Annotated in this window: 18 protein-coding genes; 13 read left to right on the forward strand and 5 right to left on the reverse strand. The window is 45.6% G+C overall.

Features of this window, described 5'->3' with window-relative positions; translation table 11 throughout:
* Window positions 1–195: 195 nt before the first annotated feature.
* Genes HYN43_RS29050 through HYN43_RS29060 form a run of 3 tightly spaced genes read left to right on the forward strand, consistent with a single transcriptional unit; the run spans window position 196 to window position 5,332 of the window.
* Window positions 196–2,976, forward strand: a complete 2,781-nt coding sequence (locus tag HYN43_RS29050; protein WP_119407314.1) for a TonB-dependent receptor — start codon at window positions 196–198, stop codon at window positions 2,974–2,976.
* A 25-nt stretch (window positions 2,977–3,001) separates the two neighbouring features.
* Window positions 3,002–4,267: a right-handed parallel beta-helix repeat-containing protein gene (locus HYN43_RS29055; protein ID WP_119407315.1), complete on the forward strand. Its 1,266-nt coding sequence runs from the start codon at window positions 3,002–3,004 to the stop codon at window positions 4,265–4,267.
* Between the two features lie 3 nt (window positions 4,268–4,270).
* Window positions 4,271–5,332 carry a phytase gene (locus HYN43_RS29060; RefSeq protein ID WP_119407316.1) on the forward strand — a complete coding sequence of 354 codons (1,062 nt, stop codon included), beginning with the start codon at window positions 4,271–4,273 and terminating at the stop codon, window positions 5,330–5,332.
* A gap of 906 nt (window positions 5,333–6,238) precedes the next feature.
* Here the strand turns inward: HYN43_RS29060 and HYN43_RS29065 are convergent.
* Window positions 6,239–8,677 (reverse strand): TonB-dependent receptor, encoded by a 2,439-nt coding sequence (locus tag HYN43_RS29065; protein WP_119407317.1) that lies wholly within the window; start codon window positions 8,675–8,677, stop codon window positions 6,239–6,241.
* Between the two features lie 357 nt (window positions 8,678–9,034).
* On the opposite strand from HYN43_RS29065, the gene HYN43_RS29070 reads away from it, so the two are divergent.
* On the forward strand, window positions 9,035–9,286 hold the full coding sequence (locus tag HYN43_RS29070; protein WP_119407318.1) for a hypothetical protein: 252 nt from the start codon (window positions 9,035–9,037) through the stop codon (window positions 9,284–9,286).
* Between the two features lie 11 nt (window positions 9,287–9,297).
* Here the strand turns inward: HYN43_RS29070 and HYN43_RS29075 are convergent, their stop codons facing one another.
* A complete protein-coding gene (locus HYN43_RS29075; RefSeq protein ID WP_119407319.1) occupies window positions 9,298–9,651 on the reverse strand; it encodes a DUF1801 domain-containing protein in 354 nt (117 codons plus the stop codon).
* Between the two features lie 213 nt (window positions 9,652–9,864).
* Here HYN43_RS29075 and HYN43_RS29080 point away from each other — a divergent pair, with 213 nt between their 5' ends.
* The 9 genes from HYN43_RS29080 to HYN43_RS29120 all read left to right on the forward strand — a co-directional run bounded on the left by HYN43_RS29080 (window position 9,865) and on the right by HYN43_RS29120 (window position 18,466).
* Window positions 9,865–10,335, forward strand: coding sequence for a (2Fe-2S)-binding protein (locus tag HYN43_RS29080; RefSeq protein WP_119407320.1), 471 nt, complete (start codon window positions 9,865–9,867; stop codon window positions 10,333–10,335).
* Complete coding sequence (locus HYN43_RS29085) at window positions 10,332–10,943, forward strand: c-type cytochrome (RefSeq protein ID WP_162996673.1); 612 nt, start codon at window positions 10,332–10,334, stop codon at window positions 10,941–10,943. The genes HYN43_RS29080 and HYN43_RS29085 overlap by 4 nt, the downstream gene beginning before the upstream one ends.
* Before the next feature lie 27 nt (window positions 10,944–10,970).
* Window positions 10,971–13,124: a xanthine dehydrogenase family protein molybdopterin-binding subunit gene (locus HYN43_RS29090; protein WP_119407322.1), complete on the forward strand. Its 2,154-nt coding sequence runs from the start codon at window positions 10,971–10,973 to the stop codon at window positions 13,122–13,124.
* A 33-nt stretch (window positions 13,125–13,157) separates the two neighbouring features.
* Window positions 13,158–14,264, forward strand: a complete 1,107-nt coding sequence (locus HYN43_RS29095; RefSeq protein WP_119407323.1) for an XdhC family protein — start codon at window positions 13,158–13,160, stop codon at window positions 14,262–14,264.
* Window positions 14,265–14,488: 224 nt separating this feature from the next.
* Complete coding sequence (locus HYN43_RS29100) at window positions 14,489–15,385, forward strand: alpha/beta fold hydrolase (RefSeq protein WP_119407324.1); 897 nt, start codon at window positions 14,489–14,491, stop codon at window positions 15,383–15,385.
* A 6-nt stretch (window positions 15,386–15,391) separates the two neighbouring features.
* The gene (locus HYN43_RS29105; protein WP_119407325.1) at window positions 15,392–15,883 is read left to right on the forward strand and encodes an FUSC family protein; all 492 of its coding nucleotides are present in this window, start codon (window positions 15,392–15,394) and stop codon (window positions 15,881–15,883) included.
* Between the two features lie 248 nt (window positions 15,884–16,131).
* Complete coding sequence (locus HYN43_RS29110) at window positions 16,132–17,199, forward strand: NADH:flavin oxidoreductase/NADH oxidase (RefSeq protein WP_119407326.1); 1,068 nt, start codon at window positions 16,132–16,134, stop codon at window positions 17,197–17,199.
* 177 nt (window positions 17,200–17,376) lie between these two features.
* Window positions 17,377–18,051 carry a type 1 glutamine amidotransferase domain-containing protein gene (locus HYN43_RS29115; protein WP_119407327.1) on the forward strand — a complete coding sequence of 225 codons (675 nt, stop codon included), beginning with the start codon at window positions 17,377–17,379 and terminating at the stop codon, window positions 18,049–18,051.
* Window positions 18,052–18,163: 112 nt separating this feature from the next.
* On the forward strand, window positions 18,164–18,466 hold the full coding sequence (locus HYN43_RS29120) for a putative quinol monooxygenase (RefSeq protein ID WP_119407328.1): 303 nt from the start codon (window positions 18,164–18,166) through the stop codon (window positions 18,464–18,466).
* A 410-nt stretch (window positions 18,467–18,876) separates the two neighbouring features.
* Here HYN43_RS29120 and HYN43_RS29125 read toward each other — a convergent pair whose 3' ends face one another.
* The 3 genes from HYN43_RS29125 to HYN43_RS29135 all read right to left on the reverse strand — a co-directional run bounded on the left by HYN43_RS29125 (window position 18,877) and on the right by HYN43_RS29135 (window position 22,853).
* Window positions 18,877–19,791: a LysR family transcriptional regulator gene (locus HYN43_RS29125; protein ID WP_245447074.1), complete on the reverse strand. Its 915-nt coding sequence runs from the start codon at window positions 19,789–19,791 to the stop codon at window positions 18,877–18,879.
* A 37-nt stretch (window positions 19,792–19,828) separates the two neighbouring features.
* Window positions 19,829–20,677 carry an alpha/beta hydrolase gene (locus HYN43_RS29130; RefSeq protein ID WP_119407330.1) on the reverse strand — a complete coding sequence of 283 codons (849 nt, stop codon included), beginning with the start codon at window positions 20,675–20,677 and terminating at the stop codon, window positions 19,829–19,831.
* Between the two features lie 211 nt (window positions 20,678–20,888).
* A complete protein-coding gene (locus tag HYN43_RS29135; RefSeq protein WP_119407331.1) occupies window positions 20,889–22,853 on the reverse strand; it encodes a sigma 54-interacting response regulator in 1,965 nt (654 codons plus the stop codon).
* Window positions 22,854–22,888 lie beyond the last annotated feature (35 nt).

A 22,888-nucleotide genomic window follows, 5' to 3' on the forward strand; every position in this document is an offset into this window, starting at 1 on the left:
CGGTAACGAAACGATAACGGAGGTTTTTAAATAGTTTAAATATTTGATATACAATTATTTAAGTTTTATTGTTTCCTTTTAATATACGGCGTTTGTAACGGTGTTGCTTTAATGTAACAGGCAAAGTTTCATAACCGTTGGGATGTTACACAACTTTGCATCGTCAACCAAAAATATGGACGTTATCATAAGACGATGAATAAACTTTTACAAATTCTGTTACCGCTGTTATTTTGTGCTTCGGTAGCCAGTGCAGCAAAAATTAAAGGTCATGTTTATGACAAGCAAACGGGCGAGGCCCTTGTTGGAGCCACCGTTGTTTTAGAACAAACCAACAAGGCAGCCGTTACCGGTCTCGACGGTTCGTTCGAAATTAAGGACGCCCCCCAGGGCCCTGCAACCATCCGGGTAACTTACATTACCTACAAAACATTTACCCAACAGATCAATGTTTTGAAAGAGGATAACCCCCATTTAAAAATCTACATGGAGGCTGCCTCTAAAGATTTAACCGAGGTTACCGTACGGGCTTCAGCAGGAGGATCTACCGATAGGGAAGCCCGCCGCATTGAGCAAAACGCTACGCAGGTAATGAACATCGTATCGGGCAGGGCCATTGAAGTATCGCCCGATTTAACGGTAGCCAACGTAATGCAGCGTGTATCCGGCGTATCTATCGAGCGTAACAGCAACGGCGACGGCCAGTATGCTATTTTACGCGGTATGGATAAAAGGTATAGCTACACCACTGTAAACGGTGTTAAAATACCAAGCCCCGATAACAAATACCGCTACGTGCCGCTGGATCTTTTCCCTTCCGACCTTTTGGAGCGTTTGGAAGTTTACAAAACCCTTACCCCTAATTTAGAAGGCGACGCTATTGGCGGTGTTACCAATATGGTGATGAAAAATGCGCCAGATCGTTTACAGATTAATGCCAATATAGCCACCGGCTACAGCCAGTTGTTCTTTGATCGTGATTTTACCAGTTTTGATGCATCGGGAATTAACCATAAATCGCCTTACGAATTGCATGGCCGTACTTACAACGCCACCCCTGCCGATTTTAACAAAGGTACCGTAACTTACAATTCAAAAAAACCGGCACCAAACCTGGTGGGTAGCTTATCTATCGGTCAGCGGTTTTTGAATAATAAATTGGGCGTCATTGTAGCGGGTAGTTACCAAAATACCTATCGCGGCAGCAACAGTACTTTTTACAATTCATCGGTAAACAGTACCGATCAGTACGCCGTAATTACCAGCAAGGATAGCCGCCAGTATTCTGAGCAGCAAAAACGTTTAGGTTTACACGGCAAGGTTGATTATGTGTTTGATAAAAACAACAAAATAAGCCTTTACAATGTATACGTAAACTTAATTAACCAGCAATTGCGCGATGTGATAAGCACATCATACAACGGGCAGTACCATCCCGAAACAGGCAATGCCGAGTTAAGCTACAGCACCCGCAGCCGCTTAACCGAGCAGCAGATTTATAACAGCACCTTACATGGCGATCACAGCTTTTTTGATAGCAAATTTAAAGTGCAATGGTCGGCAGTATACTCTTCGGCAAAAAATGATGTGCCTGATAATACTACCGTTAACCTGAACGGTTTGGAACAAAATTACCAGGACAGGCGTACATCGCTTGCAACTACAGCCCCTATCACCCGCCGCTGGGAACGTAATACCGACGAAGATAAGGCCGGTTATTTAGACCTTACCTACAATATTTTCCGTGGCGATAAAAAACTGGATGTTATGGTTGGCGGCTTATACCGCGATAAACAACGCAGCAGTTTTTATAACAACTACACACTGGCCCAGGTAGCCGATCATGCTAAGGATGAGTACGGTAAAGATTTTCAAAGCTATGCCGATTTAAACTACCTGGTAGTATCAAACCCAACCGGTGCCGTAATTAACCCGTTAACCTACGATGCATCTGAAAAAACAAGTGCCGGTTACGGTATGTTTAAATACAGCGATGCAAAATGGGAAGTTATAGCCGGTGCAAGGGTTGAACATACCAACCAGGGTTATCACCTGCTGTTTTCGCAGGGCGAATCAAGGCCGACAGGCAGCCAGATCTACACTGATGTATTGCCAAGTGCAACTTTAAAATATCACTTAACCGATAAAGCGCAGTTACACGCATCGTACTACAAATCATTAAACCGCCCTGGTTTTTATGAAATTGTACCAAGCAAAGTAGTGAATGAAGAGTACCAGGAACGTGGTAATCCCGATTTGAAACGTGCCATTGCCGATAACTACGATTTACGTTACGAGCTTTTCCCGGGTGCTTCAGAAAATTTATTGGTAGGTGCCTTTTACAAAAGGATTAAAGACCCGATAGAATACACCTTCCAGCCGGATGCAATAAGGGGCCAGGACGTTTATTACAGTCCGGGTAACTTTGGTACTGCTAAAAACTACGGTGCCGAGGTTGATTATACCAGGTTTTTCAACAAAATAGGTATCAGGGCTAACTATACTTATACCCACTCACGCATCACCACACCAAAAACATCAAGGAAAATTGACCAGACAACCGGCGATTTAACCCCGATACTGGTAAACCAAACCAGGCCGTTGTTTGGCCAGTCGGCACATATTGCCAACCTTGCTTTATTGTATAAAGACACCAAAAAAGGTTGGGACGCGCAAATTGCAGGTGCTTATACCGGTCCGCGTATCAACACCATTTCACAGTTCCTGAATAATGATTTGTGGCAAAAAGGCTTTGTGCAGATGGATGCCTCGGCCGAAAAAAGGTTTAAAGGCGGTTTCAGCGTATTTGTTAAAGCAAACAATATCCTGAACACCCCAACCAAACTATTTATTAAAGGTACCAACCCTGAGAATGACAGGATTGCCGAAAAGATTGTTGAAAACGGACAAACGCTGATCCGCAACGATCATTACGGCCAAAGCTACCTGTTAGGTGTACGTTACAAATTCAATTAATAACCATTATCAAAAATATACGATCATGAAATTAAAACAGATCTTTACAGCAATTGCGCTTGCCGCCGTAGTTTTCAGCGGTTGCGAAAAGGCTAATATCGATGTTGATACCACGCCGCAGGATGGTTCGGCCATTGGCGAGGTATCGGGCGTGTGGACCAAAGGCAGCGTGCACGAAATTAAAGGCGATATCATTGTACCCGAAGGCAAAAGCCTTACCATTGAAGAAGGCGTAACCGTATTAATGGACGCTACCGCCAAACCGGAAATCATCATCAAAGGTAACCTGTACTCGTTAGGCACTGCCGAAAGCCCGGTGAAATTTACCGTGAGCGATGCTTACAGAACAACCGAGAACAAATTTGGTAAATTATGGGGCGGCGTACTGGCCGCACCTACCTGTGCCGAACTTGTACTTGACCATACTATTTTAGAGTACGGCGGCAACACCACATCTGATGCTTCAACATCGGTAAAAATGGGTCTGTACAAAGCCGTAGCCGGCGAAAACCTGCCTGCGCTTTGGTTTTCAAACATCAACGGTAAACTGATTGTTCAAAACTGTATTGTACGTAACTTCCAGGAAGATTGTACTTACATTGAAGGTGGTAAGATCATATTTGCCAACAACGTATTTTACACCACAGGTGTAAGCGGCGGCGAGGCTATGAACTTTAAATCGGGTTGTTTGGCCGATGTGGCTTATAACCTGGTTTATAGCTGTAACACCAACGCACTTAAATTATCAAACAGCGGCGACCGTATTCCGCAGGCTTACATCATTGCCTATAACAACACCATGATTAACACAGGCTGGCGCAGGCCTACTGCAAAAGGTGGTTCGGTATGGTTAGAGGCTACTGTACATGCCGATTTGTATAACAATCTTTTTGCTAATACCCGTTTCGGCATCAAACGCGATCCGAAGAAAAAGGAAGACGCCCGTTCGCTAAACGATTATAACTGGTACTATGGTTACGGCCAAACTACGGTTGATCAGTTCCAGGTGGGCAGTAACGATATTGTAGCAGGCGGTACGCATGATGTAAGAGGTACTAAAGCCGGTGAAAACGATCCTAAATTTGTTAACTATCCATTAAGTAACGATGTTAACAGTCCTGATTTCAACACCGCCTGGGATTTCCATTTGCAAGGTAATTCACCTGCATTGGGTAAAGGTACAACAGATTTTACCCGTCATCACAAAGCGGGTATAGCATTAAGCAATGGCTTAACCTATACATCGCCCGAACCGGCAACTTACATTGGCGCTTACGGAATTAAATTGTAATAGATGCGGAGGAATAATATTTTTAGTTTAGCGCCCCTGGCCTTATTGTCGCTCACATCGTGCAAACCCACTGCCGATACTACCGAGGTTAAACCGGTGGTTATTACCCAGCCGGTTAAGTACGATACCGATGATCCGGCTATCTGGATTAACAAGGCCGACCCATCAAAAAGTTTGGTAATCGGTACCGATAAAGATGCCGATGGAGCTTTATATGTGTTTGATTTGCAGGGCAAGATTATTGAAGATAAGGTAGTACGGGGCTTAAAGCGCCCCAATAACGTGGATCTGGCTTATGGCCTGATGCTGAATGGCAAACCAACAGATATCGCCATCACTACCGAGCGCATCAGCCACAAACTGCGCATTTATTCGCTGCCGGATATGAAACCGGTAGATAAAGGCGGCATTGACATGTTTGTTGGCGAAGCCGGTCCGGAATACCGCGATTTGATGGGCATCTCTATTTATACTGCTAAGGATGGTAAAATGTACGCCATTGTAGGCCGCAAAAACGGCCCTAAAACAGGCGGCTACATCTGGCAGTATTTACTGGGCGATGATGGCACCGGAAACGTAAAAGCTACCCTGGTACGCAAGTTTGGCGAGTACAGCGGCAAAAAAGAAATTGAATCGATAGCTGTTGATAATGAGTTAGGCTACATCTATTACTCGGACGAGCAAACAGGCGTGCGCCAGTACTATGCCGATCCGGAAAAAGGAGATAAGCAATTGTCGATGTTTGGTACAACCGGTTTTGCTGCCGATCATGAAGGCATCTCTATCTACAAACTTACCGATAGCACAGGCTATATCCTGGTATCAGATCAGGGAGCAAACCGCTTCCAGATCTTCAGTCGCGAGGGCACCAAACAAAACCCGTTTGAGCACAAGTTGCTGAAGGTGGCTAATGTAGCTGCCCGCGAAAGCGACGGATCGGACGTGGTGAATGTGCCCTTGAACGATACCTTTAAACACGGTTTGTTTGTGGTGATGAGCACCGATAAAACTTTTCACTACTACCGCTGGGAAGATATTGCAGGCAAAGAGTTGAAAGTGAAGTAATAATATTTACCCCTATAAAGCCGGCCGGGTTTTGAGCAGCCCGGCTGATTTTTTTAAGGTCCACCGGGTTTGCCGGTGGGCTTTTTTATTTACCTCACCAAATTTTTCGTCCCCTCAGGGTCTCTCGCAGATTTAAGTTAACCCATAAAAATCGGACCTGTAAAATCTGTTGTTTTGCACCTCTGGTGCAATAAATACGGGGTGTTATGATGTTGCTACAAACCTTTTGCACCTCTGGTGCACCCATCATTGGGCCATTATTGACAGGAAAAGGCCTTACCAACTATCAGAATCTTCGCAAGTTCAAGCGTCTACGCCATAGCCGTTAAGTTAAGCGAAGCTTTTGACATAATCGCGTTTAAAATCCCCTCTTGAGAGGGGGCGGGATGGGAAAGAGCGAGAGCAGGGGTGTGTTATATAAGCAATAAGTCGCATGCAGAATAACACACCCCTCCACCCCTCTCAAGAGGGGAATCGCACATTCCCCCCGCTTTTGAATGGCTTTTGTCCTTAAGTTAACGGCTATGGCGTGGACGCTTTCGTCCCCTCAGGGTCCTCTGCGAAAGACCCTGAGGGACGTGAGGCGGGCGGGCCTGTCACTCTAAGCCCGTCGAAGAGTCGCGCGCAGAGGCCCTGCCCACCATGCTTCGACGGGCTCAGCATGACACCCGTAATTATGTCATGGGTAGGCACGAAGGATCTTCTACGACAAGCATGGCCGCTGTGCAGGGCGGAGAAGATCCTTCGTGCCTCAGGATGACAAATGGGCCAAAGCCATTTCACCTTCAATGGTAGCTGCTTTCACTCACTCAGGATGATAAGGTGCTGGGCTCCGTAGGCACTTCTTTTTAAAAACAAAAGGCTGCCTCCTTGTATGGAAGCAGCCTTTGTTTTAAATAAGCACACTTAAAACTTAAGCGCCAAACTCGCTAAAAAGGCCCTCGGGCGTTGCGCCTCTAATGTCGACCAGCCTTTGTAGTATTCCTTATTGGTAAGGTTGTCCATCTTCAGCGATAAATTCCATGATTTTACCGAGTAAAATACCGATGCATTAAGTACCGTGTAAGCCGGTAAAACAAACACGCCGGTAGTTTGCCTGTTCAGGATCTTGTTTTCGCCGGCGTAATTGCCACCAAAACCTAAACCGAAACCTTTTACAGCGCCCTGGTCAAAGCGATAGCTAATCCAGGCGTTAACCAAATCCTGCGGACCCGCCTCTTCCGGACGCCTGCCCAGGTAATCGGCATCGGCGGTTTTGATCACTTTACTGGTGTTATGGCTATAACCGGCAATAATATTCAAGCCTGGTACCGGATTGGCGGCTATATCGGCCTCAAAACCCCTGCTCGAGTTTTTACCGTCCTGAATATATTCGTTAGGGCCCAATTGCCTTACTTTATCCGATACTTTTATATCATAATAGCTTACAGTAGCGGTAAGTTTACTATCCCAAAGGTTCATTTTGGCACCTGCTTCCAGTTGGTTGGCATGTTCGGGCTTAAAAACAATGGTTTGGCCACTCTGGGTTCTAACCGGGGCTACATTGCTAAAGCCGTTCATGTAGTTGGCAAATACTGAAAGCTTATCGGCAATGGGCTGGTAAACCAAACCAAACTTTGGCGACAAGGCAGTTTGCGAGTATTTATCAGAAGCAGCGGTTGAGAGGCCCCCATTTTTGAAATGATCAACCCTTAAACTCAACATGGCCGAAAGCGTTGATGTGAAATTGATTACATCAGATGCATATGCGCTGTATACCTGTTGTTGTGTATTACTTGGGCTGCCTTTAGCACTCACCAAAGCCGAATCAACATATTGGCGCGATAAATTGCCTGTATCATCGCCCGCCATATTAACCATGCCGATGCCCGCATAACCGGTTCCGTTATCAATGGCCACGCGGCTAAAGTAATCCAGGCCAACTAAAATACAGTGGCGGATGCTGCCGGTTTTGATATCGCCATTAAAATTTTGCTGAATATCGGTGGTATTGGTAACAGCGTTTTGATCGCTGATGTAACGGCCAAAAGTTGATGATACATTAGGATAGCCCGGCAGGTATTGCGAAACTTCGTACAGGTATGAGTAGTATCCTAACGATTTTGCCGTGCTGCGCGATAATACGGTTTGTGATGTCCACTGGTCGTTAAACCTGTAGTTCATCTGGGCCTGTAAAGTTGTTGTAGGGTTTTTGATGGTAAGGGCATTGCTGGTGTATGATTTTTTAGGATCGTAACCCAGTTCGGCCAGGTTTTTGGCACGCAGTGCGGTTCCGCGATCAAAAAATAACATGGCCGGGTTGGTGCCTTCCGAACTTAAAAACTCGGCATTAACCAAAAAAGATAGCTTATCATCAACCTTATAGGATAACGACGGAGCAAAGAACCTCACTTTTTTAAAGCCGGCATCCTGAAAGCTGTTTTCATCGTGATAAGCGGCATTAACGCGGAGCAGCAATTTTTTATCTTCATCTAAAGGAGTATTGATATCTGCTGTAATCCTGTTGAGGCCAAAGCTTCCGGCAGTGTAATTAACTTCACCTTTAAAAGTATCGAAAGGTTTTTTGGTTACCACGTTGATAACGCCGCCGTACGAGATAAGGCTGCTGCCGAACAGTGTTCCCGATGGGCCTCTTAAAACCTCTATACGTTCAATATTGGCAACGTCAAGGCCGCCATTGGTTAAGCCAGGTAGGCCATTAACCATGGTTGGTTGCACAGCAAATCCCCTTAACGAAAAATAACCTGCGCCGTCGCCGCCGCGGCCGGTCGAGGTCCATAGTTTATCAAGGCCGGGTGCGTTTTTTAGTGCATCGTTAAAGCTGGTTATCACCTGCTCTTTAATCAATTCGCTTGAAATTACGCTGTAAGCCTGCGGGTTTTCGAGGTTTTTAAGCGGCATGCGGGCTACATAAGCACTTTCTTTATTGCCAAACTTGTTGGGTTTGTTGCCGCTAACAATAACCTCCTGCAGTTTTTGATTGTTTTCGGATAGTGTAAAATCCACAATCTGCGTAAGGTTTGCTTTTACCTCAACTGTTTGGCTTTGTGATGCCAGGCCTACAAACTGGGCGGTTAAGGTATATGTGCCGGGGGCAACGTGGTTAATTTGATAGGTGCCTTTTTCATTTACTATTGCGCCTTTGGTTGTTCCTTTTAAGCTGATAGTAACATCGGCGGCGGGCTTGCCGTCGGATGTTTTTACCGTCCCCCTTATGGTACCCGTTTGCTGGGCAAGCGCCGGGGTGGTTAACAACAGCAACACAATAAGTAATGATGATGAAAAGGAGAGAAATTTTTTTAACGCGCAGTGCGTTGCTTCGCTAATGCGTAGATTAGAATCCATAGCTTTGTTTAGATAAGATCGTGAAACAGATTTTGTCAATTTAACCCGGTGTGAAGTTTGCCGACCGATCACCGGGTTTTTAATGCTGCAAAGTTATTTTTATTTAGATTTATTACAAATAATAAAACAAATGTAATTATCTGTTTTTGTGTGTTTTATATATTTTTCGATAAGAATGTATGTTTATATTGTAAAAAATACACTTAAATCGGCTGTCGTTGCACTGCTTTTAATTTGTAGGATGCTGATTTTTATGGCGGGATATTTCGCGGGAATTTGCCAGGCTTTTATTAATAACAATTTGTTCATTTTTGCTTAAGGAGAAGTTTGCATGTAAATGCTATCATTAGAGAATAAATGATACGCATAGCATTTTCACGCCAAACCTTCGAAAAGTTTCAAACATGCCCGCTTGATGAGCTGGAGGGCGAGATCTCCCGTACTTCTATCCGTTTAAAATTGCAGGATCAAACCAGTATTGAAGCCGATCGTAAGCTTTACCAGCAGGAAATTGACCGCCTGAGCGTTATAAAATACATCAGCCAGATGAGGAGGGGTAAATTGAACCGTGAAGATTTTAATATGAAGGTTGAGCTGGTTGCACCTTGATTGGCAGGTGATTATCCTTTGTTGATAGTTTCGATACAATACTGCAGTTTTTTTGTGATCAAAGCTACCGGCAGGTCGGCGTTAGGATCTATCAGTATTGATTCGTATTGATCTTTGGGTTTTACACCCTCGGGCACTGTTAGCAAACTTCTGTCTGTGCAAAAACCAAGCATCAGTTTTTTGCGGTTGAGCCAGATATAGCCCAGTTTTTTTCCTTTATAAGTAAAAAACGGAATCTGGAACTTACGCTCGTGGCAAATTTCGGGATTTGTACGCAAAATAAGATCCCTTAAAGCCAGCATACAACTCTGGTAAGGTTCGGGTTTACTGATATAATAGGAATGTGTTGTATCTTCTTTGTGCATTCAGGTTGTTGCAATATATCTAACGGGTGACGATGAATTTTTTAGCGATTACTAAAGTGTTAAGATAGTGAATCTGTACTAAAGCGATAAAAATCTTTGTGTAACGGATTTATTTAAAACCGGATACCATATCATTTGTAATAAAATTGATATTGGACGATTTATGGTTTTAACAAATTTTAAGTTAAATTTACTCCAACCAATTCCCTGCTTATGATCAGCATTACAGTTAACGGGCAACTCCATCATATTGATGCCGACCCCAACATGCCTTTACTTTGGGCCATCCGGGATCTTATCGGTTTAACCGGTACAAAATTTGGCTGCGGGGCCGCGCAGTGCGGTGCATGCACGGTGCACTTAAACGGCGAGGCCGTACGCTCGTGCGTAACCAAGGTAAGCCGGGCTGCCGGGCAAAAAGTGGTTACCATCGAAGGACTTTCAGCTAATAACAATCATCCTTTGCAATTAGCCTGGAACGAAATGAATGTTCCGCAATGCGGTTACTGCCAGTCGGGCCAGCTCATGTCGGCGGCGGTATTGCTGCGCGAAAATCCAAACCCGACCGATCAGGATATTGACGACGCCATGTCGGGCAATATTTGCCGCTGTGGTACCTACCAGCGTGTAAGGGCCGCCATTCATAAAGCAGCCGCCATGCAGGCAGAAGGGGCTAAAATATGAAGAAGCTATTGGTGATAAGCTGCTTTTTAACAATGATAGGCGTAGTTACGTTATCGTTCCGGCCGGATGTAAAAAAGAAAAAGGATGTTTATGCCGCCTTACCAAAGGATAGTGTTGGTTCGGTAAAGGCATTCATGTCGGTATATAAAGTATTAATGAGCGCGCGCTGTATGAACTGCCATCCGGCGGGTAACGCACCTTTGCAGGGCGATGACAGCCACATCCATACCATGAATATAAAACGAGGTGTGGACGGGCATGGGCTTTACTCGGCACGTTGCAGTAACTGCCACCAGGCCGAAAACACTGCCGGCCTGCACATGCCGCCGGGCAACCCCAAATGGGGCTTACCGCCCGAAAACATGCGCATGGTATTCCAGGGCCGTACGCCCCGCCAGCTGGCTTTACAACTGCTTGATACTAAACAAAACGGCGGACGAAGCAAACAACAAATCATCGACCATATGGCTAAAGATGATTTGGTAGGCTGGGCCTGGCATCCCGGCGATGGCCGCACATTGCCGCCCATGAGCCGCGCAGCATTTGCAGCGCAGGTACGTTTATGGATAGCCAAAGGCGCTTATGCTCCGTCGGCAAAAGCAAAATAACAGGTTTAACCGCTAAAATGAATCATTATGGAAACTAACACCATATCAAGAAGAAATTTTCTCCGTGTTTCGGGGCTTGCCGGAACAGCGCTTTGCCTGGGTTTTTACTTCCCGGCCAATGCAAAAAATGAGCAGCTGGTAAGCGCCACTGCCGAAGCTTCGGGTTTTGATTTTAATGCCTGGATCAGGATAGATACCGATGGTAAGGTTACCCTTACAGATCATCGCGCCGAAATGGGCCAGGGCTCCTTTCAATCAGTACCGCAAATTATTGCCGAAGAACTGGAGGTTAACCTGAGCGCTATCAATGTGGTATTTGCGCAGGGTAATCCAACCAAATTTGGCAGCCAGATAACCGGCGGAAGCTCCACCATCAGGGGATCGTACAAAAGGCTGCTTAAATTAAGCGCTACGGCACGCGAGATGCTGGTTACCGCGGCTGCAAACGAGTGGAAGGTACCGGTAAGCGAATGTTACGCCGAGGCGGGCCATGTTATTCACAAGCCTACAGGTAAAAAGCTTAATTACGGCGAACTGGTATCTGCTGCATCACAGCTTACGCCTCCGGCAACAGTTAAACTAAAAGAAACATCACAATATAAACTGATCCGCAAGCCGCTGCAAAGATTGGATACCCCCATGAAAACCAATGGGGAAGCCGTTTTTGGTCTGGATAAAAAATTACCGGGGATGTTGTATGCCTCGGTGGAACGCAGCCCGCGACTGCGTGGCAAAATCAAAAGCTTTGATGATACGGCGGCGCGGAAAGTACCGGGTGTTAAGCAGGTTTTTAAAATTCAGATGATGGTTTTTAATACCACCCGTGATGGTGTTGTAGTTATTGCCGATTCAACCTGGGCAGCCATGCAGGGCCGGAAAGCGCTAAAAGTTGAATGGGACGATACCGGTTTCGAGCATGTAAACACAACCGATATTTATAAAGCGCACGAGGATCTGCTAAAAACAAAAGAAGGCTTATCTGCAAAAAAACAAGGCGAACCTGATGCAGTTTTAGCGAAGGCCGATAAAAAGATCGACGTGATCTATCAAACGCCTTACCAGGCCCATGCCGCCATGGAGCCTTTAAACTGTATTGCTCACTATCAGCAGGATAAAATAGAGATCTGGGGACCGATCCAGGCACCGGACTGGGTACAGGGCGATATCAGCGATAAGTTTAAAATGCCAAAAGAAAAGGTGATTGTAAATATGACCTTTTTGGGCGGCGGCTTTGGCCGCAAGGCATTTTTAGATTATACGTACGAGGCTGTTGCCATTTCAAAGCAGATAGGTGGCCCGGTTCAGGTGGTTTGGACAAGGGAGGATGATGTGAAACAAGGGCCATACCGCGCCGGCATCTCGTACCGCGGGCAGGGAGCTATTGAAAACGGGGAGATCAGTGCCCTGAAATTTAAAATGGCCGGGCAAAATATTGATCACTGGAGTAACCCGGCACGCGATAAGGCCAATAACAGCACCACCGAAGGTTTCTTGAAACCTTATTACGATAGCATTAAAAACATCAGCTTTGCCGATGTGCCTTACGAGATGCCCCTGCCCAATATGTGGTGGCGCTCAGTTTATGCATCAACCAACGGCTTCGCCTACGAAAGCTTTTTGAACGAAATGGCTGTTTTAGCCGGGCAGGATCAGCTTGATTTACGCAGAAAATATTTAAAAGATGAACGCTGCCAGCGCCTGATTGACAGGATGGAAGAAGTTTCGGGCTGGAAGGCGAGGAAAAAGGGAGATGGATTTGGCGTAGCCATTACCGAATGCTTCGAAACTACTGTTGGGCAAATAGTGAAGGTATCAAGGCATACCAACGGAAAAGTAAAGATAGATAAGGTTTGGGCGGTTATGGATTGCGGCTGGTATGTTAATCCCGATATTATCAAAGCTCAGGTTGAGGGCTCGGTAGTAATGGCCCTGGGGGCAGCTACTATCCATGAAATAACCTTTAAAAACGGTTTGGTTGAGCAAAGCAACTTTTATGATTACCTGATGCCGCGCATGAGCGATGTGCCGCCGGTTGAGGTGCACATTATGGAAAACACTGCCGATGCCGGCGGCGTTGGCGAGCCCGGTTTGCCTCCGTTTGCACCGGCATTAACAGATGCTATTTTTGATCTTACGGGTAAACGCATCAGGAAGCTGCCTTTTAACATGAACGAAGTTTAACCGGATTTTTAAATTGCTGCAGCCGGCTAAAGGATGAAGGAAATTATTGACATTGTAGCAGCCTATGAAAAGGCTATCGCCGAAAACAAAAAAACGGCCTTAGCCACCGTGGTACTTGTGGAAGGCTCTGCCTACCGCAGGGCCGGCGCACGGATGCTGATTACCGAAGACGGGCAGTTAACCGGTGCCATAAGCGGCGGCTGTTTGGAGGGCGATGCCCTGCGCAAGGCCCGCATGGTTATTTTGCAGCAGGAAGCTTTGCTGGTTACTTACGATACCATGGATGATGACGATGCCCGTTTGGGCGTTGGCCTGGGCTGTAACGGTATTATCCATATTTTGATCGAACCTATCCACGCTGGTAAAATCAACCCCATTACTTTGTTAAAAACGGCTATTGCATCGCGCGGCAATTCTGTTTTGGGCACCCTGTTTTCGCTCCAAAACCGAAAGGCACCGCAGCCCGGATCCTGTTTATGCCTTACCGGTAGCCAGTTGTTTTACGATGACTTGCAGGTTTTGCCGTTTGAAACCCAACTACTGGCCGACGCCGGAGATGCATTGGCCAATCAACGCTCGGCCGTTAGCGCTTACGGGCAGTACACTGCTTTTGTTGAGTTTGTAAAGCCACTGATATCGCTGGTGATTATCGGCGCTGGCAATGATGCCATCCCGCTAATGAAGATGGCCGATGTTTTGGGTTGGAATGCCACCGTTGTTGATGGCCGGCCCATGTACATTACCGAAGAGCGTTTCCCCTCGGTAAAAAAGATAATTGCCAAACCAGATCAGATCTTAAAAAATCTGGAAGTAAATGAACGCACAGCTTTTGTGCTGATGACCCATAATTACAATTATGAAATCGCTTTCCTGAAAGAGCTGCTGCCCCTGCAGCCCTCATACATCGGCATTTTAGGACCGAAGAAAAAGCTTGAGCGGATGCTTGATGAACTGGAGCAAGGCGGGACTATCATAAGCGAAAAAAACCTCGAAACCATACACGGCCCGGTCGGCCTCGACATAGGTTCGGAAACCTCCGAAGAGATTGCACTATCAATAATAGCCGAAATTAAGGCTGTGTTTTCTAAACGAAACGGACGATCGTTAAAATATAAAACAACGGTTATTCATAGTGTGTAAATGACAGGCCTTTCAGTTCGCCATTACCTCGTTCATTTTCCTGCTTTATAGCTTTTTACGTTAGCGTTACTATCACATAAATGATAAGTTTTATGATTTATGTGATAACCATTAGCGGGCATTAACCTCTCATATCCTATTAACTTTGAAATAATACAACAGGTATATCGGCCTCTGCTGGTATAAATTAGTTTGTTTTATCCCGAACTTTTAAAGTTAAAATCATGATAACAACTGAGGTTAGCAATAATACCCGCACCAGCTACCACAAGGTACAGATAGATGGCCTTGAAATTTTTTACCGGCAGGCAGGAAATCTGGGTAAACCCTTGATTTTTTTGCTGCATGGCTTTCCCTCATCCTCGCACATGTTCAGAAACCTGATAGAGCAGTTAAGTGATGATTATTGCCTGATAGCGCCTGATTATCCGGGCTTCGGTTATAGTAGCTGCCCACATCCGGCTAAATTTGATTATACTTTCGACAGGCTGTCTGAAATTGTCGAAAAACTGATTGATGAGCTCAAACTATCCGATATAACCTTTTACATGCAGGATTATGGCGGCCCTATCGGCTTTAGGGTGGCAACACGCAGGCCCGAGCTAATTAAAGGTCTTATTATCCAAAATGCCAACGCTTTTGAAGAAGGCATCGGCCCCGATGTGCAAAAAATAGGAACTCTGCATGCAGCCGGCGATTGGAAGGCGCTTAACAGGGTTGTTGATTATATGATGTCGTTGGAGGGGATTAAGGAGCAATATATTTTCGGTACGGCCAATGCCGGTTTAATCAGTCCGGATAGTTACTACACCGATTATTTTTTAATAATGCAGCCCGGCCGCATAGAGGTACAGAAAATTCTGTTTGAAAATTATGGAACAAACTTCCCGCTGTATCCCGAATGGCAGCAGTATTTAAAGGAGCACCAGCCGCCAACGCTTGTGGCCTGGGGTAATAATGACAAAATTTTTCCGGGCGCAGGCGCTATGGCTTACCGGCAGGTTTTGCCGCAGGCAGATGTCCATTTATTTGATGGCGGGCATTTTCTGTTGGAAGAATACAGCAAGGAAGTGGCTGTGCTGATAAAGTCTTTTATGCAAAGTAATGCCGGTAAACTTTAAAATTAAATGAATGCTGTCACTAAAATAGACTCCGCGGCCTGGCTTTTTACCATCAAGTGCGTTATAGGGGTAGCAATCTGTTATTATTTTTATGTAGAATGGCCTACGTTTCCATTTGAGTGGGCCATAATCTCGGTGGGGCTCGGCTTATCTTTTGATAATACCAATAAAGCCGCGGTAGACCGCACGGTGGCAAACATAACGGGCTGTATAGCCGGTTTAGTACTGTATCCCATTCCTATTGCCCGCATCATGCAATTGTCCATCGGTTTGGTTTTGATAGTTTTAATAGCATTTAAGTTTAACAAGGCCGATATGATCCGTACGGCTATCACGGCATTTGTGATTGTTATGTTGCAAAATACCGGCCCGCGTTTATGGCTTATTCCGCTTGAGCGGGCTTTAACCACATTAGTTGGATGCCTGGTAGCATTTTTACTTACGCTGAGTTTTAATTTATTGTTGCCAAAAAAAATTCCCTCGTTCACTAAGCAATAAGCTTCCTGTATCTCCGGTACTTATTCTCTTAACTTTTAATTTGTATTGCCGCCATGTGCTTTATAGGTTTGTGCAACTCCCTGGTCAATAAGCTATCAGCTATTTCATAACACTTATCATTCGGCTGATATACAGCGTGTAATACCTGATACGAAATTTGGGTATGCGGATAGCATCATCATTCCTGTTTCACTTAAGGCCGCAAGCGGAAAATAAGAACGATAAACAACGCATCAGGATAAAACACCATGGCAAAGCTTTTTGAACCAATAACGATTAAAGATGTAACGCTGAAAAACCGTATCGTGGTTTCGCCGATGAGCCAGTACTCGGCTATAGATGGCTTTGCTAACGATTGGCATTTTGTACACCTCGGCAGCCGGGCTGTGGGAGGGGCCGGTTTAATCATTACCGAAGCTACCGCCATATCGCCCGAAGGCCGGATCTCACCGGATGATCTGGGCATCTGGAAAAACGAACACATCGCAAACCTAAAGCATATCACATCATTTATTGCCTCGCAGCAATGTGTTGCGGGTGTACAGCTGGCGCATGCCGGCCGAAAGGGTAGCACGTTTGCGCCCCAGCGGGGCCATGGCGAAATAGCTATTGGAGCAGGCGGCTGGCAAACGTTTGCCCCATCGCCGCTTGCTTATTCTGATTTGTATCCTCACCCGCTTCAGCTGGATCGAGACGGGATACAAAAAGTAATAACCGATTTTACCCACGCGGCCGAAAGAGCAATGCGCGCCGGCTTTGGCGTTATTGAAATTCATGCAGCCCATGGGTACCTGTTACACCAGTTTCTTTCGCCGCTTAGTAACCAACGAAATGATGAATACGGTGGCAGCCTTGAAAACCGCATGCGCCTATTGCTGGAGGTGATAGCATCTGTACGAACGGTATGGCCCGAAAGCCGGCCGCTTTTTGTACGCTTAAGCGGCAGCGACTGGGCCGGGGGCGGACTTGATCTTGAAGATGCCGTACAAATAGCCGCAACCTTAAAAAATAAAGGCGTAGATGTAGTAGATATAACAACAGGCGGACTGGTATCGCACCAGAAAATTCCGGTAGGGCCCGGCTATCAACTCCCCTTTGCGTCGAACATCAAAAAGCGTACTGGAATAACTACAGGTACCGTTGGTCTGATTACCGAAGCTGTACAGGCCGAAACCATACTTGCCAACGGCGATGCCGATATGGTAATGATAGCCCGCGAGTTACTGCGCGACCCCTATTTCCCGCTCAAGGCAGCGCATCAGTTACATCATGATGTTACCTGGCCAAATCAGTATGCAAGGGCTAAGCCAACCTGATACATGCATTTAAAAAAGCCATCGCCCACATTGCGCTTTAATAATTGCGGATACTGTGATTTCGGTCACACGTTGTCTGTGACCTGGCTCCTTGTACCTGAGGGCTTTAGCAACGCAAATTTGTAATGTAAATCAACCAAAAAAACAAGCAAACAATAACCAACAACTTAAAAAGCCATGAAAAAGAAAATTTTAATCATCGTTTCAAATGCCAACGCAATCGGCCCTCGCAACAGAAGAACCGGTAACTTTTTGCCCGAAGTTGCGCACCCTTATGAAGTTTGGAGCGAAGCCGGTTACCAGATAGATTTTGCAAGCCTTACCGGCGATACGCCATACCTCGATGCTTTAAACCTGGCTGCAGATCCGGGGAATCTTAAATTTTTAACCGGCAAGGGATGGGAAGATATGCAGAAAGCCGTTAAGTTAGAAACCGTAGATGTATCGCAATATGATGCCATATTTGTTCCGGGCGGCCTGGCCCCCATGGTAGATATGCCTGAGGCGCCATTGCTGAAAAAAATAGTTGCCGAAACCTGGGAACGCGGTGCGGTGGTAAGCGCGGTATGCCATGGCCCGGTATCACTTTTAAATGTTAAATTGAGCGATGGCTCATACCTTGTAAACGGTAAAAACATATCATCCTTCACAACCGCCGAAGAAGATGGTTACGCCAGCGCCGATGTACCGTTTGATTTGCAAACAGCCTTAACCGCACAGGGAGCAATTTATCACACGGTTGATCCGTGGCAGCCATTCAGCATTGCCGATGGTAAGCTGGTAACCGGCCAAAACCCAGCTTCGGGAACCGGTGTTGGCGAAAAGGTTAAAGCTATCCTTGAAGCACAATAATAATTTATAGATAGCTCGGCTGCTATTCCGTAATGCGGGCAGCCGGGCATTTTATTGAATACAACTGCCAAATAATTATTAACAGGTACCCTGTACCACAAATTATTACAGAATGGAAAATTCACCAATTCATGTTATTGCCAAATGGAAGGTTAAGCCCGGCAAACTGGACGATGTACTGAGCCTTTTACCCGAAGCTGTAAAAGCAAGCACTGCCGAAGAAGGTAATCTTTTTTATAAAATACAACAGGACAATACTGATGCTAATACCCTGCTGTTATTTGAAGGATATAAAAACGAAGAGGCGCTAAACTTTCACCGCAATTCCGAAGCTTTTCAAACCATTGTTGTGGGTGGTATTGTTCCGCTGCTTGAAGCGCGTGAGATAAATTTTACTACGCCGTTGGTGTTTTGAGGGTGATATGTAGAGTTGAATGCATAATGTCCTCAACCTATGGTTTTATATGGCATCGTGCGGGTGGGCCTGTCACCCTGAGTAAATAAAAGCCGACGCCTCGGAAGGAGTATATGACATGAGGCGGGCAGGCCTGTCACTCTGAGCCGGTCGAAGAGTCGTGCGCAGAGGCCCTGCCCACCATGCTTCGACAGGCTCAGCATGACGCCCACATTTAAACATGTCATGGGCGGGTTATTGAAAAGTTGCGCGCAGAGGCCCACGCCCGCCATGCTCCGTCAAGCTCAGCCTTAATACACTTTTTTAATTATACCGTGGGATAGCTTGCTTCAAATCTCACTTGCCCATATCGGGCCAATAGGCTGCTTGACCTGCGGATCCCGAGATAATTCAGGATTCCGTGGGGACCGCTATGCTGCTTCAACCTCATTTTTAATCAAACTCCTGGTTAGCATGTTTTCCAGTTGTTTAAGTTCGTTGGTATAAAAAGTGTTTTTTCGCTTTCCGAAATACATCGGATGTTCCAGCGACGATTCGTGTTCCCATACCAACCTGATGGCCTGGTTTTCAAGGTCGTTTTCGCACAAAAACTCGGGGATAACGGCAAAACCCTCGCCATTACGCAGGCTGCGCAACACAGAACTGAAATAGGGTAGTACATAATTGGGCTGAAACGTGGGTACCCCACCGAAGTTGTGAGCCCAGAATTTTCGCAGGTAATCCTTGTCGGTTGTGGTATACCAGGTCTGTCTTGACAGCCATTTACTTGTCGTGCGTTTATCACCATCTTCAATAAACTTCTTCAGTTCGGCGGTTTGGGTTTTACTGCCGCAAACCAGTACTAAACGTTCGGAAGTGGCCTGCGTAAATTCCAGGTTATGCTGGTTACCGTTGTGCGGCGTCAAAATCAAATCGACATTACCATTGTGCAGTTCCTGGAGTAGCTGCGGATACTCGCCAAAATGGGTAATAAGGTTAAAAGGCAGTTGCGATATATGCGCCTCCAGCGCATATTGAAAAGTTTCGAAATAGATGCCCACGCTGATGGTGGGTTTATTAACCTTTGCCTTGCGATGAAATGCATGCTCGGTTTCTTCCAGGCGGTTCATCGGTTCGATGATGGTGTGGTATAACATCGTAGCTTTATCCGTTGGCAGCATTTTCCTGGTATCGCGCTCAAAAAGGCGTTGGCCAATATAGGTTTCCAGCGAGTTTAAATGAAGGCTTACCCCCGGTTGTGAAATAAACAGCAATTGGGCCGCGGCCGAGAGCGAACGGGCTTCATAAATTACTTTAAAAGTTCGTAGCCATTCCAGATTTAGCATAATTATTTTGTTTTAAGGTTTGCAGTAATATTTATAATTATTGGGTGCTAACTATTCCGTTAATCCACCTGATGATATCCCGTATCACCATGTCGTTGTATTTATCGTTCAATAAATCATGATAGTGCCCCTCATAAAATTTCAAGCGCTTATCGGGCGATGAGGCATGTTCAATAAAATACTTGCTTCCGGCAGGCATGGTAACCTTATCGGCAGTACCATGAATAATAAACAGGGGTAGTTTAATACCGGCCATATTCTTTTTTAAATAATTGCATGCATATAAAAGCTGCTGCATGGTGCGGGCCGGTTGCTTTTCGTCTTTTACCAGCGGATCATGGTTTATTTTGTAAACGATAGATTTATCGCGCGAAAAAAAATCGTTATTTAATTTAATCAGCTTTACACGCGGAATAATATAACCCAGCAACTTCATGGCGGCTAAAGCAAAGCCGGGGGCGGGTATCCTGAAGGCAAAACTCTCGCAAACAAATCCCATTAGTTTTTCCTGGTGCTTAAGCGCGTACACGGCAGCAAACACACCGCCCGCGCTATGACCCAATAAAATTACCGGAACACCGGGATGCGCCATTTGAATAATGTTCAACAACTGATCGATGTTGGCAATGATCTCTTTATAATCATGAATATAGTATCGCTCGCCTTCAGATAATCCCCGCCCCGGCAAATCAAGAGCGTATACCTCATACTGGCTTTTATTAAGTTCGAGGGCAAAGTTGTGATAATAGGCGCTGTGCGAATTAAGGCCGTGTACTATCAGTACGATACCTTTCGGTTTACTATCCGTTAACCAGTTTCTGAAAAATAGCTTTTGCCCCTTTGTATTGCCGAAGCTTGAGGTTCTTTGCTTTACTATCAACTCCATGGCACAGATAACGTCAATTTCATGCCATTAACCCAAAATACAATAGATATGAATGTGTTTTATTTTAAGTATTTGATTATTAACAGGTTGTATTGCTATTAATGCAAGAGTTGAGGGCTTTATTATACACTATCTCCGAAACGGGCGTAGGCAGCCTCCGTAAATTTCGGAGGCTGTGACGAAAAAGCGTAGCGGTTTTATCATAAACCGATTATAGATGACCGGTTTGACTGAGGTAATCATCCCGTTTTATTCCAAGCCGGGCCATTTTTGATTCGAGGGTTGTTGGTTTAATATCCAGCAGTTCGGCCGCGCCATTTGTGCCACGAATGCGCCCCTCGGATTTTTTGAGGATCGAGATAATATACTCCCTTTCTGCCTCCTGCTGGGCAAATTTTACGTCTTCGTAGGTTGTAAGCCTGGCGAGCTGAGTGGCTTCGATCACCTTATCATTAAGATTTTGCTTCAGCGTTAGTTCCGATTTTCCGTCGTTAAGAATTACTGCCCGTTCCAGCACATTTTCCAGTTCGCGGATATTGCCCGGCCAGTTATAAGCAAACATTTCGGCAAGCATTGATTCGGCAATCCCTTTAAACTCCTTGTTAAACTCCCTGCAAAATTTGTTTGCAAAGTATAATGATAAAGCAGGGATATCGCTCTTGCGTTCGCGCAGCGGTGGTAGCGTTATCGGGAAGATGTTGAGACGATAATACAAATCAAGCCTGAAGTTTCCGGCTGCTATTTCCTTTTCAAGATTCCGGTTAGTAGCAGCTACGATGCGCACATCAACCTTTTTGGTTACCGTGCCGCCAACGTAGTCAATTTCCTTTTCCTGCAAAACCCGCAGCAGCTTTACTTGCATATCGGTTGAAAGCTCACCAATTTCATCCAAAAAAATGGTACCGCCGTCGGCGCGCTCAAATTTACCCATCCGTTTTTCGGTAGCGCCGGTAAAGGCTCCCTTTTCGTGCCCGAAAAGTTCGGATTCAACCAGCGATAATGGAATGGTAGCGCAGTTAACTTTGATAAACGGCCCTTTATTCCGTCCCGAAAGCAGGTGAATAGATTCGGCAATGCGCTCCTTTCCGGTGCCGCTTTCGCCGAGTATCAGAACCGAGGTATTGTATGGAGCCACCTGCCTTACCAGTTCTAAGGCAGCCAGTAAAAGGCGGTGGGTACCAATGATGTTTTCAAATCCGGAGTTTGCCGTTACCGGTTCGGTCTCGGGCTGGTACTGATCATTTTGATGCAGCATTGTACGGCCGCTAAAAAGCCTTTCGGTAATTTCTTTCAGATGTATTTTAAGCCGGTTAAGCAGCGCAATATGTTCTATTGTGTAGGCGCCGCGTCGGCGGCTGTAAAAAAAGTAGTTAACCAGGTTGCCATTATTGAGCGCCACCGGGAATATCAGGTTTGATTCGATTTTAAAATGATCAAATAGCCTGCGATGCAATTCGTTGGGCTGTTTGTTTTTATGGGGCGAATCTGAATTGTAAATAAAGGCGTCACCTTCGGGTGAGAGGTTTTCGTTTTCAAAAAAGAAATTGGGTGTTAAGCCGGCAATTTTAGTGAGTTCGTCGTTGCCGATGGGCTCATACTCGTCGGTTCCGGTGCGTATATATCCAAAACCGGTGCATATTTCGCCGGGTGCAGGCCTGCGGCCGGATACAATCAAATCATTGGGGATATGAGGCTGCAACAGGCGCGTAAGCTTCAGAACGCCTTGTACCGCATCTTTTACCTCTACGCTGATATCCGCCAGCTGATTTTTCAGAAATTGCTCCTGCCGTAATTTTGTTTCGATATTGTGTTGATGGCGATACAGGGCGATATCAAGCGCAACAAGTACATCCTTTTCTCTGAAAGGTTTAACCAGGAAACCATAAGGTTGAGTCTCTTTTGCTTCTTCAAGCACCTTTTGGCTTGAATTTGCCGAAAGATACACAAAGGCCACATCTGTGGCCTTCAGTTTCCTGGCCAGATCAATTCCTGATCGTTTGCCGTTTAAACGGATATCTACCAATACAATATCCGGTTTATATTTTTCGGCAGCATATTCGGCTTCCTCGGCCGATGTTGCAATGCCGCAAACGGTATGCCCTGCCTGCTTCAATACCAGGCGTAATCCGTTGGCTACCACAAATTCATCTTCAACTATTAATACTTTGGTACTCATGTAAATTGTCGCAAAAACTTAGTCTTTTATTTTAT

Source organism: Mucilaginibacter celer, from assembly GCF_003576455.2.
Taxonomy (GTDB): Bacteria; Bacteroidota; Bacteroidia; order Sphingobacteriales; family Sphingobacteriaceae; genus Mucilaginibacter; species Mucilaginibacter celer.